Here is a 12,339-nt window from a genome sequence, read left to right as displayed (position 1 = left end):
CTCCAGCTCGTGAAGAAGACCATGACCCCAGCCGAATACAGCGCCCTTGCCCACCCCAGATTGTCCCATCCGGCTCGTAGTCTCTATACCCTGCAGCTGCGCCGACTGGTGCTGGAAAATCAGGCGGCAAGGCTCAACTATCCCGAGCTGGGTCGGGCGCTGGCAGTGGTCGATCCGGGTGATCCCTGCGGCTTTTCGTTTCAGGTCAATGCCCGCCAACTCACCGAGCTGTTCGATGAACTGATGGAGGCGGGCCTGCTGCAGGTCGAGGCTCAGCCCGAGAGTGAGCACTACCATCAGTGCCCGTTCCAATTGCCATTGCTGACCCAGAAGTTGCGCAGCCCGCTGCCGGAACGCCCCTTCCAGATGCATCTGCAATGGCGACCGGACGAGGAGCTGCCCGCCCTCGCCCGCCTGTGCGGGGTGATCGATGCCAGCTATAGCGAAGAGGATCTGGGGGAGTTTATCGCCTACTGGCTGGGGCGCCCCGAGGTGTTCGACTCCCAGCATCAATGGATGCTCAAGTTCATTCGCGCCCTCAAGACCCGCCGCTATACCCGTCGCAAACCGATGGAGGTGCAGGGCTACCAGCAGGTGACTCCGGCCCCAGCAGAGTCGGGCCCCAGCAAACGGGCCCAACAGATGATTGAAGAGGCCAAGCGACTGGCCCAACAGCAGACGCAAGAACCCGCAGCGCAGCAGGAGCCGGATAATGATTGATAGCGGCCCCCGCCTGCAGGCAGAATCAACCCCTTGTCTACCCATCCCTGATCGAGCAGAAGGAGCATTCCATGACTGACCCGCAAGATCCCCTGCGCCAGGAGCTGGAAGAGATCGAAGCCAAGCGCCAGAAGATCGCCAAGGCCAAGCAGGATCACCGCATTCACGACCCGGAATTGAGCCGCCATGTGGGTGGCCTGCTGGAGCGCATTCGTCGCCTGCAACAAGAGACCGGTGGCGGCCAGTATGACTACGAGACCCTGCGCAAGGAGTACGACGCCAAGGCCAACGCCGAGGTGCGCGAGCTGCAGAAGGCGGCCCGTCAGGAGCGGATCCAGAAGCTGATCGCCCAGGCCGACCTCAACCCCGACTGGGTATTTGACAAGATGGATGCCGGTGACCCGGCGCTGCAATATCCCATCGAGACCGCCCGTTACTTTATCAGCGGCTTCGAGCACTGGGAGAAGAGCGGTGGCGGCTGCATGCTGATCTACGGCGACTACGGCACCGGCAAGTCGACCCTCGCGGGGGCGGTAGCGCATGAGCTGATCGCCCGTCACCAGAAATCGGTGATCTTCCAGCAGTGGGCCTCCATCGTCGATCGGCTGTTCTTCAACGTGATCCCCGATCAGGACGAGCGCAACCAGTACCGCCGCGCGCTGGAAGAGGTGGATCTGCTGATCATCGATGAGGTATCGGCCAACCGCGCCAAGATGGCGGAGAGTCAGTCCAGCTTCCTCGGCCACCTGCTGCGCCGCCGTCGCAACCTGTCAAAGAGCGTCATCATCATCACCAACCACACGCCCCAGAGCCTGCATCAGGCGATCGGTGATTTCAGCTATGAGGCGATCAAGGCGTTCAATCCGGTGGATATCCACCTGAGCGGCCCCAGCCGTCGCCCCAGCATCGGCAACTACAGCGGCTGATGCCTCTCAAAGAGTGCGAGTCGCTGGCGGCTCGCACTCTCTCCTCCCTGCCAGCTCACAAATAGAAACAACTCTCATTTACAGCAAGCGAACAAGCCACTAGGCTAGCCCCTTTTGCCAAGGGAGCTCATCTATGCCAACCACACTGATTTTCGGAGCCAGCCGCGGGCTGGGCCGCGCCTTTACTCATCACGCCCTGAACCAAGGGCACCGGGTCGTTGCGCTGGTGCGCAGCCTCGAGATGGCTACGGAACTGGAGACGCTGGGAGTTGAGGTGATCGAGGGGGATGCGCTGGATCCGGCTGCGGTGCAGCAGGCCTGCATTGCGGCAGGGCAAGATGCCCAAGTCGTCTCAACCCTCGGCAGCTTCCGTCAGACAGCGCCAGTGGACTATCAGGGCAACCGCCATGTGATCGATGCCATGGAGCAGGCAGGCCTGAAACGGCTGCTGCTGGTCACCTCCCTCGGCTGTGGCGACAGCTGGCAGTATCTGCCGGAGCGGGCCCGCGCCGCCTTCGGTCACGAGGTACGTCTCAAGAGTCTGGCGGAGAGCTGGCTGCAGACCAGCTCCCTCGCGTGGACCATTCTGCGCCCGGCGGGCCTGCAGGATGGCGATGCCACCGGCCGCGCCGAACTGAGTCAGGACAAGGAGGTGCACGGACTGGTGCGCCGCGCAGATGTGGCCGCCCAAGGGCTGCGCCTGCTGGCGGATGAGACGGCGGTAGGACAGATCTACGCCATCGGCGATCCCGAACTCCAGCGCGGCTAAAGCAGCAGTAAAACTGCTTAACCCCACCACATAACAAAACGGTCAGCCCAAGAGCTGACCGTTTTCGCTTTACCGCACACGCTATCTCACGCGCGCTTGCACCATCCAGCTTAACCGGCGGTCATTTCACTCTGCACGACTGACGGGCGAGCAACCGGCAACGACAGCTGCCGCCAACGCAGCAGCAGGCAGGCCAGCACACCGTAGAGCAGCGCCAGACCCCACAGCTGCCACCAGTAGCGGGCAACCTGCGCGAAGTCGGCCCCCATCTGGTTAAGGCGCAGAAAACCCTCGATGGCGGGGATAGTGGGCACCCACTGAGCCAGCCAGTTGAGAGGCGCCGGGATCAGCTCGAGCGGCCAGATAAAGCCCGCCAGAAAAACCAGCGGCAGGGAGGAGATCAGCACCACCTGAGTCGGCAGATCCCGCCGGGTAAATATCGCGCCGAGCACCACGCCAAACCAGCAGGTCGCCAGCAGGAATGGCAGGGCGAACAGCCAAAGCTGCACAGGGTCAGCATGGCGAGCGATGTTGTAGTGATCGAAGCAGAAGCCGAGGAAGTAGCTCACCGGTAACAGGAACAACCCCGCCAGCACCAGGGTTCTGGCCAGCAGCAGCGGCAACACCGGCGCGCTTTGCCAGTAACCATGCTCGCCGCGGCAACTGCGCTGGTTCTGGGTCGCCCCCAGGATCCCCGCCCCCATCAGCAACACCTGATGGAGGATCAGCACGAACACCGCCGGCACCACGTAATTCACATAGCCCATGGTGGGGTTGAACACCGGTACCACGTTGAGGGCCACCGCATTCCAGCCCATGGCCGCTTGTGGTAGCGCCTCGCCGTGGCTCAACAGCCGCGCCACCTTCACCTGCGCGGCGAGAGTGCCACCGGCCTGCGCCAGTCCTTCGGCAATGGTGCCGTAGACCAGAAAGTAGGAGGCATCACCGGCATAGCTCAGGGTGACGCTCTTGCCCAGCATCAGATCCCGATAGAAGTGGTTGGGGATATGCAGGATGCCGCTCGCCTCCCCGGCCATCATCAACTGACGCGCCTCGGCCAGCGAATTGGCTCGCGCCACCAGCTTTACCTGCGGCGTGGCATCGGCCATAAACTCCAGCTGACGCGACAGCTGACTGCCATCGTCGTTGACCACCACCACCGCCTCTTCCCGCGGCAGCTGATGCAGATAGGGCTGGGGATAGAGAAACGAGTAGAAGATCACCCCGCCAAACAGGGTCAGCATGATGGCGCGATCCGCCAGCAGGGTGCGCAGCTCTAGGCGCAACAGATCGACAAATCCCAGCATCACTCAGGCTCCTTTTCGGCGATCGCCACTGCGGCTGATTGACGGGCCAGCTCGGCCTGCTGCTTGTAACGTCGTACCACCAGCAGCAGGGGGAGCAGGAACAGCAGCAGCGCCCCCAGTTGCGGCAGCGCCGATGAGAGGGGCAGACCGTAGTTGCTCTGACCAATCTGCAGCTCCACATAGTGAGAGACCGGCAACAGGCTGCGCCAGAAGCGGGCGAAATCCCCCATGGCACTCACCGGAAAGGTGACTCCCATAAAGGCGAAACCGGGCGCCGTGTAAGCCCCCGCCAGCGACAGGGCGCGCGCCGGATCCCGAATGATGCCGTAGAAAAAGGCCCCCATGGTGACGCAGGCCGCCGAGGCGAGCCCCAGACCCACCACCAGCACCAGCCAGCTGCCGTGCATGGGGTAGGAGAAGCCCTTGAACAGCAGCAGTGTCCAGACAATCCCCCAGCCCCAGCCAATCAGCGCATGGGGCAGCAGGGTGCGCCAGAGACCAAACCAGACACCGCGAGTAGTCCAGTCCAGCCCCAGCCGATCGGTACGGGCCAGCGCATTGAGGCCGAACAGCACCACCAGGATCTGCCACACCGCGGGCAGAATGGCACTCAACAGAAATTGGGCGTAGCTGGAGTTGAGGTTATAGAGCGCCGTCACCTGACTGCTGATGGGCACCGACTGCCCGAGTGCACCGGGCAGCGCCTTGCCATCGGCCATCGCCTCCAGCACGCCTACCTGACCATTGAGAGTGCCTACCACCTGCGCCAGCGCCGAGTTGACCAGCTTGGCGATCAGGATGAACTGGCCGTTGTTGAACACAGTCACCTGCGGCTGGGTGCCCTGACGGGCATCCCGCTCCAGATGGTTGGGGATCACCACCAGCGCATAGATGTCGCCACCGCGCAGGGCTCGGGCGCCGGCATCGATGGAGTCAAACTGTTGCGCCACCTTGAGCCCGGCCGAGCCATCCAGCGAGAAGGCGAGCTGGCGCGAGAGCATGCTGTGGTCGAGATCCACCAGCCCCACCTTGAGGTCGCGGGCCAGCCCTGCCGAGAAGATCCAGCAGAGGATCCCCATCAGCAGCAGCGGCACCCAGCTCATCAGGGCACGGCTGAACGGATCCTGCCACAGCAGCCGAAATTCACGTCCCATCAGAGTTCAACCAGCACACTCATGCCAACCCGCAGCCCCTCAACCGGTTGCAGCGGGCGAGCCTCCACCTGGAAGCTCTTCATATCGAAACCCTGACGGGTATCGGTAGCGCGCCAGGTGGCAAAATCACCCATCACGGCCACATGGGTCACCTTGAAGCGCACCATCTGATCGCCAAGGCCCGGGATGCGGGCATCAAACTCGGTACCGACCGGGAAGCGGGGCAGCAGATCCTCGCGAACGTGGAACTGAGCCCAGGCATCGTTCATGTCGAGCAGAGTCACCACAGGGAAGCCTTGCGGCGCCAGCTCGCCGCTGCGCAGCAACACCTGACTCACTTCACCATTGTGGGGGCTGGTGATTCGGGTATCGGCCAGATAGGCTTCAACCTCGGCCACGGAACCCGCCGCCATCTTGGCCTTCTCGCGAGCGGCGATCTTGGTCTCTTCCCGCGCCCCTTCCAACGCCATCTGGTACTGCTGCCACGCCATCCCTTCGCTGTAGCGGGCGGCTTGCCAGGCAGTCCACGCCTCGTCGCGTTTTTGCAGCGGCATTACGCCGTCTCGGTGCAGGCTAGCCACCCGCTCATAGGTCTTGCCACGCAGCTGGGCGGCGGCCTTGGCTTTTTGCCACTGATCCTTGGCGGCAGCGATCTGTTGGGCACGGGCCCCCTTCTCCGCCTCTTGCGCCAGCGCACCCGCAGCGGCCTCACCGGCCTTGGCCTGGCTCAACTTGGCTTCAATCTCGGGGCTCGCCAGGGTAAAGACCAGTTGATCCTTGGCCAGCTGATCGCCCTTTTTAACCAGCACCTCGTCGATGCGCCCCGGCACCTTGGAGGAGACCGAATATTGCTGCGCTTCAATCTGCCCTTGCAGATGCACCGGCTCCGGCTGATAAGCGAGCCAGAAGCGCCAGCCGAGCCACACCACCAGGATCACCAGCACCAGCGGCAACAACAGCGGTTTACCCTGGCTCATCTTCTTTTTGATGGGGGGATGGCTCATCACTTCACCTCGACAAACGGGCGACCCTTGGCGGTCGAAACAGACATGAAAAAAGGAACAGACAGGGCCGGGATCATGAGTTCACCTCGATCACCTGACCATGCTGATATTGATTGAAACTGTTCATCTGGCCGGAGAGGGCCAGCAGGCGGGCCAGAGACACCACATATTGATAGGCCGCCGCCGCACGCTGGGTCTTGACCCCCGCCAGCTGGTTCTGGGCATCCACCACATCGAGGGAGGTAGAGAGCCCCTGCCCGAAGGCTTTGTCCCGCAGCAGCACGTTCTCCTCTGCCAGCGCCTGGGTGGAAGAGAGGGATTGATACTCCTCCAGCCCCTGCGCCGCTTCACGCCAGGTCTTCTCAACGAGCAACTCCAGATCCTGACGGGTCTTGGCCTGCAGCAGATTGACCTGCAACTCAGCACTCTTGGCGGCCTGCACCGTCTCGGAGCGGCCATCGCGGCTCACCAGCGGCATGCTGACCCCCACCCCCACCAGCCAGTCCGGCGCTGTCTTGGAGGCGAGTGAATCATCTTCATAGAGGTTGTAGTTGCCGAACAGGAACACCTCGGGGGCATATTTGCCCTGCTCGACCCGGATCAGCCCCTTGGCCTGCTCCTTCTTGGCAGTGAGCAGCTTGAGACCGGGGTGCACCTCCAGGGTCTGGCTCACCAACCCCTCAAGGCGCGGCAGCTCCTTGTTGACGAACAGGCCGCTGCCCGGCTGGGCATTTGGCAACTTCAGCATGCGGCCAAGGGCCAGCTCGGCGATCTCGAGGCTGCGGCGCGCCTTCTGGGTATCGATGCGGGCCCGATCATAGGCCGACTGGGCGGAGAGGCGCTCCACCCTGGCTATCTGCCCCTGCGCTTCGAGCTTCTTGGCGTGATCCAGATGGTGGGCCAGCCCCTCTTCGATCTCCTGTTTGGTCTGCACCACCTGAGCAGCCAGCACCACGCCGAAATAGGTCTGGGAGAGGCTCTCGAAGGTGGATTGCTGCTTGAGCACCAGCAGTTGCTGCGCCTCGCTCACCTGCGCCTGGCGGATATCCTGCGCCGCATCGATGCGACCACCGGCAAACAGCGGCCAGAGCATCTTGACCGAGCTGGTCACCACATTCTGTTTGGTCAGGGGGGTGACAAATGCGTTGGCCCCGACCCCGAACAGGCTGCCGAGCGCCAGGATCAGATCTTTCTGCTTGGCCAGCGGATTGAGATCGAGGGCATCAAGTTCAATCGGCTGATCAAGATGGGTATAGCTGGCCCCCAGATCCACCTTGGGCAGATACATGTCCTTGGCCGCCTCGCGCAGTTGCTTGGCCCGATCGACCCCAGCCTGCTCGGCAGCCAGCCCTTCATCCTGCTGGATGACCCGGGTCCAGGCTTCACCGAAACTGATGGTTTGCGCCTGCGCCGACCCCAGCACGGCCCCCATCAGACACGGCCAGAGTGATTTAATGAACCTTGACGTCATAGATCCCCAATCCGCTTTTGTTGCATAAATGTTTGGAGCATTTGCTCGACTTAGGCCCGCTATCATAACGCAAAGCGGGCCTGCAAGTGGACTGACAATTATGCAGGCGTCCGACCCGAATGGTACAGCGATCAGTCTCCGGCAATCTGGCCGTTTTTCAATAACTCCAGAATTTGCAAGCCTTGGCGCGACGTTTTTTTCAGAAAAAAATGGCTGACGCTCAAATACTAACCTTTTCTCCTGCCTAAAAAATGCGTAATATACGCCGCCCTAAGCCGATGGTAACCGTGGAATGCAGATAGGTCCCCACACGCTTGAAACTCCCTTGATTGTGGCTCCCATGGCCGGTGTAACTGACCGACCATTCCGTGAACTTTGTTTGCGATTGGGGGCTGGCATGGCCGTTTCCGAGATGCTGCTGGCCAACCCGGATGTCTGGGATACCCAGAAAACCCGGATGAGGATGGATCACTCTGCAGAAGGCGGATTGCGATCGGTCCAGATTGCCGGAGCCGACCCCGAGATGATGGCGTTTGCTGCCCGCTACAACGTGGAGCAGGGCGCACAGATCGTCGACATCAACATGGGATGTCCGGCAAAAAAAGTGAATAAGAAGTTGGCAGGTTCTGCCCTGCTGCGTGCCCCCGATCAGGTCAAAGCAATTTGCCGGGCCGTGGTGGATGCAGTGGAGGTGCCTGTCACCTTGAAGATCCGCACAGGATGGGATCCGGATAACCGCAATGGCGTGGAGATCGCCCGAATCGCCGAAGATTGCGGTATCGCGGCCCTTGCCGTGCATGGTCGTACCCGTGCCTGCCTCTACAAGGGCGAAGCGGAGTACGACACGATCAGGGCGATTAAGCAGGCCGTATCGATTCCTGTTGTCGCCAATGGTGACATCAACAGCCCGGAGAAAGCCCGGTATGTCCTCGACTATACCGGCGTTGACGCCGTGATGATCGGCCGAGCTGCGCAAGGACGACCCTGGATTTTCCGGGAAATCCGTCATTTTCTTGAGACGGGCACCAAGCTGCCGCCTCCCGAGAGGGAAGAGGTTCGCACCCTGATGAACGAGCATGTAACCAACCTGCACCGGTTTTATGGTGCATATCTGGGAGCGCGCATAGCCCGTAAACACGTGGGCTGGTATCTGGATGAAGAAGAGACGGGCCGAGAATTCCGTAAGCACTTCAATGCCCTGGATTGCGCAGACGCGCAACTTGAGGCACTCGAAGCGTATTTCGATGGATTAGGTTAACAAGATAACTAAAGAGCCGACCGAATATGTTCGAACAAACCCTGACTTCTGATGCATTGGTAACAACTACTCACAATCACGCTGCCGAGCCGACCCAGCGCCCCCTGCGTGACTCTGTGCAACAGGCCCTGCGTAACTACCTGGCCCAGTTGAACGGTCAGGAAGTGATTGATCTGTACGATATGGTTCTCTCCGAAGTCGAAGCGCCGATGCTGGACGTGATCATGCAGTACACCCGTGGTAACCAGACTCGCGCTGCCGTGATGATGGGTATCAACCGTGGCACCCTGCGCAAGAAGCTCAAGCGTTACGGCATGAACTGATTGCTGGCCGCGAGCCGCGACGGCGGTTCAAGGCAGATGCGAAAGGCGCCAGGTAGCAATACCTGGCGCCTTTCCTTTATGCTCTCCCCTCCATTTCACCATGACGACCCCGATGAACCGCACTCCCCTGCTGCTGATGGTACTGGTCACCCTGCTGGCCGCTGCCGGCTGGCTCTTCTCGAAAGAGGCGATCCGCGAACTGCCCCCTGCCGCCTTTATCGGCAGCCGCTTCCTGCTGGCGGCGCTGCTGTTGCTCCCACTCGCCTGGCTGCGTGAACCGCCGCCGACTCGCGCCCAACTGGTGCGCGCTGCCGGTTGCGGCACATTGCTCGGTGCCAGCCTGTTACTGTGGGTCACCGCCATCAGCCAGAGCGATGCGCTCGGCAGCGGCGCCTTTATCATGAGCGTCGCGACCCTGATGGCCCCACTGGCCGCCTGGGGAGCCTTTCGGGCCAAGCCTGGCCGCCACTACTGGCTCACCCTGCCCATCGCCATCGCCGGTTTGCTGCTGCTCTCCAGCAGTACCCATTGGGGCGTGTCGCTCTCGCTGTTCTGGTTTCTGGCGGCGGCCACCACCCTCGGTATCCAGCTTGCCGTCCATCGCCACTTCGCCCAATCCATTGCCCCCACCTGGCTCACCTGCATCCAGCTGGCGATGACCGGCCTGCTCGGCACCCTGCTCTCCCTGCTGACCAAACAGTGGCCCGAGGCTGGAGTCAGCAACGGCATCTGGGGCTGGTTTGCGGCGAGCGTCTTGATCGCCACCACATTGCGCTACTGGCTGCTCACCCATGCGTTGAGCAAGATGACCACCGCCCACGCCGCCCTGATGATGCTGCTGGAGCCGATCTGGACTCTGCTGCTGAGCACCCTCTTCTATAGCGAACCCCTCGGCGGCGCCAAACTGGCCGGTGCCGGACTGGTACTCGGCGCCCTGGTGCTCTACCAGCTTCCCCTGCTGTTGCGCAGTCGCATGCTGAAACCGGCACGCTAGATACCCACGGCAAACACCTCAGCGCGGATGAAACAACCAACGAAAAGGGGCCTGCAGTTGCAAGCCCCTTTTGTTGCATTGCCACGACACGGCTGATCACTCCAGCAAGACAATAAGCCAATGACCCTAGTGCATCACGTTCATCGTCAATCAATCATCACGGTGGCGATATCAGGCCATTTTTTCATCATGTAACGATAGAGCTGGGGATGATTTTTAAGATGCGTCCCTGCAACTGGCGTTGCTTTTTCCTCCGGGTAGAGGGGTTTGCCATCAGCGACAAAATGTTCAACACCACGCAAGGCAAACTTTTTGCCATTTCTGTAAGCAAAATATTTCACATCACCGGGATCGAGCCCACCGCGACAGGCCATTGAATAAGAGAGCAGCAAATAATAATCCCCCTTGCCGGTGAGCTCGACGACCTCAAATCCGGCGGGGTTGATATTGATGAACATATCAAGGTTGCAGTTGGTGACGCTGTCATACAGGACCCATTCCTGCTCACCATTCAGGGTGCCCAATCCGGTAATAGCCAGAGAGCGACTATCTTCCTCCGTTGCCGGGATCTCATCTACCGACAGAATAACCTCATGCTTGCCCTTGTTATCAAGCCACAGCGCCTTGTATAGCTGTTGACTGCTATAAGCCGGTGCGGCACCAAGCAACCCGACAAGCACTATCCATTTCATAGCCACTTACCTTCTGTATTTATTATTGTTTCCTGTCTTGGAAAGCCCAAAAGGCACATCATCGACAAACAAGAAGGAATCGACAAGCATCCAAATCTCCATTTCGGAGCTTATTGATGATGACGATCAACATTGGCGCACTTCATAGTCAGTCCGGATTTAGTTGACCACTACATTCCCGCTTTGGTTGCTCGATTAGTCCGAATTTGAGCAGATAGGCCCTGGCCCAGCCAACTCGGTTACGCAGCGTGGTTTGGCTGCCACTGGGCAGGGTTTCTTTCATCAGGCAACCAGATCGAGATAAAACAGGGGCTTATCTTGCCACAGCGACCTGCTTGGGGCCATGTTCTCGGCTCGACCCTGTGCGTCAGATCCCTTCTTGAACGTCTCCTGGCCGCCAGTTAGCGGCTTGAAAAAGCCAGCTTGATCCCGAGTCCGACAAACAGGGTGCCAATGCCCCGGTTGAGCCAGCGACCGAGGCGCTGCGACAACCGTACCTTGTGGCTGGCATAGACGGTGGTAAAGACCAGCAGGTGACACCAGATGATGCCGCCCAGATTGAAGATGCAGCCGAGCAGGATAAAAGCGAGCGCCTTGTCGGGGGCATCCGGCGCGATGAACTGGGGCACGAAGGCGAGAAAAAAGAGCGCCACCTTGGGGTTGAGCACATTGGTCAGCACTCCCTGCCGGTAAATCTGGCCATAGGATAGGGCAGGCAAGGTGATCCCTCTCTCCATTGCACCCGTTGCCTGCTGGCGCAGCAAGGAAAACCCCAGATAGATGAGGTAGATGGCGCCAGCCAGCTTGATAAGGGCAAACAACTCGGCCGAGGCACTGAGCAGGGCCGACAGACCGAGGGCCGCCGCCAGCACATGCACCATGACACCTGTGCCGATACCCAACGTCGTGACTGAACCGGCACGCCACCCTTGCGAGCCGCTGCGCAGCATAACCAGCAGGGAATCCGGCCCCGGCATGATGTTGAGCAGCAGCCCCGAGACCATAAACAGTGCAAGATCATGAATACCGAACATCACCCCTCCCCTCGTAAAGAAAAACCAAACAAAAAGGGCTCCGCAGAGCCCTCTTTTCTTTCACTCTGCGGCAGCTGACGTGTCATCAGCTGTTCCGCCAGCCATCAGGGCCGCAGCGCCTTATCCGCCCGGGAGATACCGCAGACACCGGAGCGCACCACTTCGATGATCTCGTTGGTCTGGGCTGCGGTCTTGATGAAAGCATCCAGCTTCTCGCTGGTGCCCACCAGCTGTACCGTGTACTGCTCGGGGGTAACGTCGACGATCTGGCCGCGGAAGATATCTGCCAGCCGTTTCAGCTCGTCACGGGCCCCACCGGCGGCGCGCGCCTTGACCAGCGCGATCTCCCGCTCGATATGCTCCCCTTCGCTCAGGTCGCACACCTTGAGCACATCCACCAGCTTGTGCAGTTGCTTCTGGATCTGTTCCAGTACCCGCTCGTCACCCATGGTGACTATGGTCATGCGTGACAGGGTGGGATCCTCAGTGGGCGCCACCGTCAGGGTCTCGATGTTGTAGCCGCGCTGGGAGAAGAGACCCACCACGCGGCTCAGGGCGCCGGATTCGTTCTCCAGCAGTACTGAAATGATGTGTCTCATGATATTTCCCCCGCCTTGCTCAGCCACATCTCGTCCTTGATGGAACCAAACTTGAGCTCCTTGAGCACGACCGAAATAATATGTTCCA

14 protein-coding genes are annotated in these 12,339 nt (G+C 60.5%); 6 read left to right on the top strand and 8 right to left on the bottom strand.

What is annotated here, in order from left to right; translation table 11 throughout:
• Positions 1–21 precede the first annotated feature (21 nt).
• The 3 genes from AB5Y83_RS10655 (at position 22) to AB5Y83_RS10645 (ending at position 2,415) form a co-directional block, all read left to right on the top strand.
• On the top strand, positions 22–720 hold the full coding sequence (locus tag AB5Y83_RS10655; RefSeq protein ID WP_005349201.1) for a DnaT-like ssDNA-binding domain-containing protein: 699 nt from the start codon (positions 22–24) through the stop codon (positions 718–720).
• A gap of 71 nt (positions 721–791) precedes the next feature.
• Positions 792–1,646, top strand: coding sequence for a DnaA/Hda family protein (locus AB5Y83_RS10650; protein WP_069555874.1), 855 nt, complete (start codon positions 792–794; stop codon positions 1,644–1,646).
• 133 nt (positions 1,647–1,779) lie between these two features.
• A complete protein-coding gene (locus tag AB5Y83_RS10645) occupies positions 1,780–2,415 on the top strand; it encodes an SDR family oxidoreductase (protein WP_330125514.1) in 636 nt (211 codons plus the stop codon).
• Between the two features lie 110 nt (positions 2,416–2,525).
• Here the strand turns inward: AB5Y83_RS10645 and AB5Y83_RS10640 are convergent, their stop codons facing one another.
• The 4 genes from AB5Y83_RS10640 to AB5Y83_RS10625 form a co-directional block, all read right to left on the bottom strand.
• Positions 2,526–3,722 (bottom strand): ABC transporter permease, encoded by a 1,197-nt coding sequence (locus tag AB5Y83_RS10640; RefSeq protein ID WP_330125515.1) that lies wholly within the window; start codon positions 3,720–3,722, stop codon positions 2,526–2,528.
• On the bottom strand, positions 3,722–4,876 hold the full coding sequence (locus AB5Y83_RS10635; protein ID WP_368175138.1) for an ABC transporter permease: 1,155 nt from the start codon (positions 4,874–4,876) through the stop codon (positions 3,722–3,724). Before AB5Y83_RS10635 ends, AB5Y83_RS10640 begins: the two co-directional genes overlap by 1 nt.
• Entirely contained in the window at positions 4,876–5,880 is a 1,005-nt protein-coding gene (locus AB5Y83_RS10630) for an HlyD family secretion protein (RefSeq protein WP_368175137.1), read from the bottom strand. The genes AB5Y83_RS10635 and AB5Y83_RS10630 overlap by 1 nt, the downstream gene beginning before the upstream one ends.
• 73 nt (positions 5,881–5,953) lie before the next feature.
• Entirely contained in the window at positions 5,954–7,351 is a 1,398-nt protein-coding gene (locus AB5Y83_RS10625; RefSeq protein ID WP_042052508.1) for a TolC family protein, read from the bottom strand.
• A gap of 292 nt (positions 7,352–7,643) precedes the next feature.
• Between AB5Y83_RS10625 and dusB the strand changes: the two genes are divergently transcribed.
• The 3 genes from dusB to AB5Y83_RS10610 all read left to right on the top strand — a co-directional run bounded on the left by dusB (position 7,644) and on the right by AB5Y83_RS10610 (position 9,926).
• Positions 7,644–8,609: a tRNA dihydrouridine synthase DusB gene (gene dusB, locus AB5Y83_RS10620; RefSeq protein ID WP_019445016.1), complete on the top strand. Its 966-nt coding sequence runs from the start codon at positions 7,644–7,646 to the stop codon at positions 8,607–8,609.
• Positions 8,610–8,635: 26 nt separating this feature from the next.
• Positions 8,636–8,932: a DNA-binding transcriptional regulator Fis gene (fis, locus tag AB5Y83_RS10615; protein WP_005309538.1), complete on the top strand. Its 297-nt coding sequence runs from the start codon at positions 8,636–8,638 to the stop codon at positions 8,930–8,932.
• A gap of 112 nt (positions 8,933–9,044) precedes the next feature.
• Complete coding sequence (locus AB5Y83_RS10610) at positions 9,045–9,926, top strand: DMT family transporter (RefSeq protein ID WP_021231973.1); 882 nt, start codon at positions 9,045–9,047, stop codon at positions 9,924–9,926.
• A 146-nt stretch (positions 9,927–10,072) separates the two neighbouring features.
• Here the strand turns inward: AB5Y83_RS10610 and AB5Y83_RS10605 are convergent, their stop codons facing one another.
• The 4 genes from AB5Y83_RS10605 to ilvN form a co-directional block, all read right to left on the bottom strand.
• Positions 10,073–10,618, bottom strand: coding sequence for a M949_RS01915 family surface polysaccharide biosynthesis protein (locus tag AB5Y83_RS10605; protein WP_021231974.1), 546 nt, complete (start codon positions 10,616–10,618; stop codon positions 10,073–10,075).
• 148 nt (positions 10,619–10,766) lie between these two features.
• The gene (locus AB5Y83_RS10600) at positions 10,767–10,901 is read right to left on the bottom strand and encodes a winged helix-turn-helix domain-containing protein (protein WP_080660227.1); all 135 of its coding nucleotides are present in this window, start codon (positions 10,899–10,901) and stop codon (positions 10,767–10,769) included.
• 118 nt (positions 10,902–11,019) lie between these two features.
• Complete coding sequence (locus AB5Y83_RS10595; protein WP_368175136.1) at positions 11,020–11,652, bottom strand: LysE family translocator; 633 nt, start codon at positions 11,650–11,652, stop codon at positions 11,020–11,022.
• A gap of 104 nt (positions 11,653–11,756) precedes the next feature.
• The gene (gene ilvN / locus AB5Y83_RS10590) at positions 11,757–12,251 is read right to left on the bottom strand and encodes an acetolactate synthase small subunit (protein WP_005311605.1); all 495 of its coding nucleotides are present in this window, start codon (positions 12,249–12,251) and stop codon (positions 11,757–11,759) included.
• Between the last annotated feature and the right edge of the window lie 88 nt (positions 12,252–12,339).

The organism is Aeromonas sp. R5-4, from assembly GCF_040908215.1.
Lineage (GTDB): Bacteria > Pseudomonadota > Gammaproteobacteria > Enterobacterales > Aeromonadaceae > Aeromonas > Aeromonas veronii.
Note: the sequence above shows the minus strand (reverse complement) of the source record. Positions and strands in the feature narration are given on the sequence as shown.

Bases quoted from the DNA above. Each gene is read 5' to 3' on its own strand.
- AB5Y83_RS10625 (WP_042052508.1), bottom strand. From the start codon at position 7,351: ATGACGTCAAGGTTCATTAAATCACTCTGGCCGTGTCTGATGGGGGCC.
- AB5Y83_RS10600 (WP_080660227.1), bottom strand. From the start codon at position 10,901: ATGAAAGAAACCCTGCCCAGTGGCAGCCAAACCACGCTGCGTAACCGA.
- fis (WP_005309538.1), top strand. From the start codon at position 8,636: ATGTTCGAACAAACCCTGACTTCTGATGCATTGGTAACAACTACTCAC.
- ilvN (WP_005311605.1), bottom strand. From the start codon at position 12,251: ATGAGACACATCATTTCAGTACTGCTGGAGAACGAATCCGGCGCCCTG.
- AB5Y83_RS10650 (WP_069555874.1), top strand. From the start codon at position 792: ATGACTGACCCGCAAGATCCCCTGCGCCAGGAGCTGGAAGAGATCGAA.
- AB5Y83_RS10595 (WP_368175136.1), bottom strand. From the start codon at position 11,652: ATGTTCGGTATTCATGATCTTGCACTGTTTATGGTCTCGGGGCTGCTG.
- AB5Y83_RS10645 (WP_330125514.1), top strand. From the start codon at position 1,780: ATGCCAACCACACTGATTTTCGGAGCCAGCCGCGGGCTGGGCCGCGCC.
- AB5Y83_RS10605 (WP_021231974.1), bottom strand. From the start codon at position 10,618: ATGAAATGGATAGTGCTTGTCGGGTTGCTTGGTGCCGCACCGGCTTAT.
- AB5Y83_RS10655 (WP_005349201.1), top strand. From the start codon at position 22: ATGACCCCAGCCGAATACAGCGCCCTTGCCCACCCCAGATTGTCCCAT.
- AB5Y83_RS10635 (WP_368175138.1), bottom strand. From the start codon at position 4,876: ATGGGACGTGAATTTCGGCTGCTGTGGCAGGATCCGTTCAGCCGTGCC.
- AB5Y83_RS10610 (WP_021231973.1), top strand. From the start codon at position 9,045: ATGAACCGCACTCCCCTGCTGCTGATGGTACTGGTCACCCTGCTGGCC.
- AB5Y83_RS10640 (WP_330125515.1), bottom strand. From the start codon at position 3,722: ATGCTGGGATTTGTCGATCTGTTGCGCCTAGAGCTGCGCACCCTGCTG.
- dusB (WP_019445016.1), top strand. From the start codon at position 7,644: ATGCAGATAGGTCCCCACACGCTTGAAACTCCCTTGATTGTGGCTCCC.
- AB5Y83_RS10630 (WP_368175137.1), bottom strand. From the start codon at position 5,880: ATGAGCCATCCCCCCATCAAAAAGAAGATGAGCCAGGGTAAACCGCTG.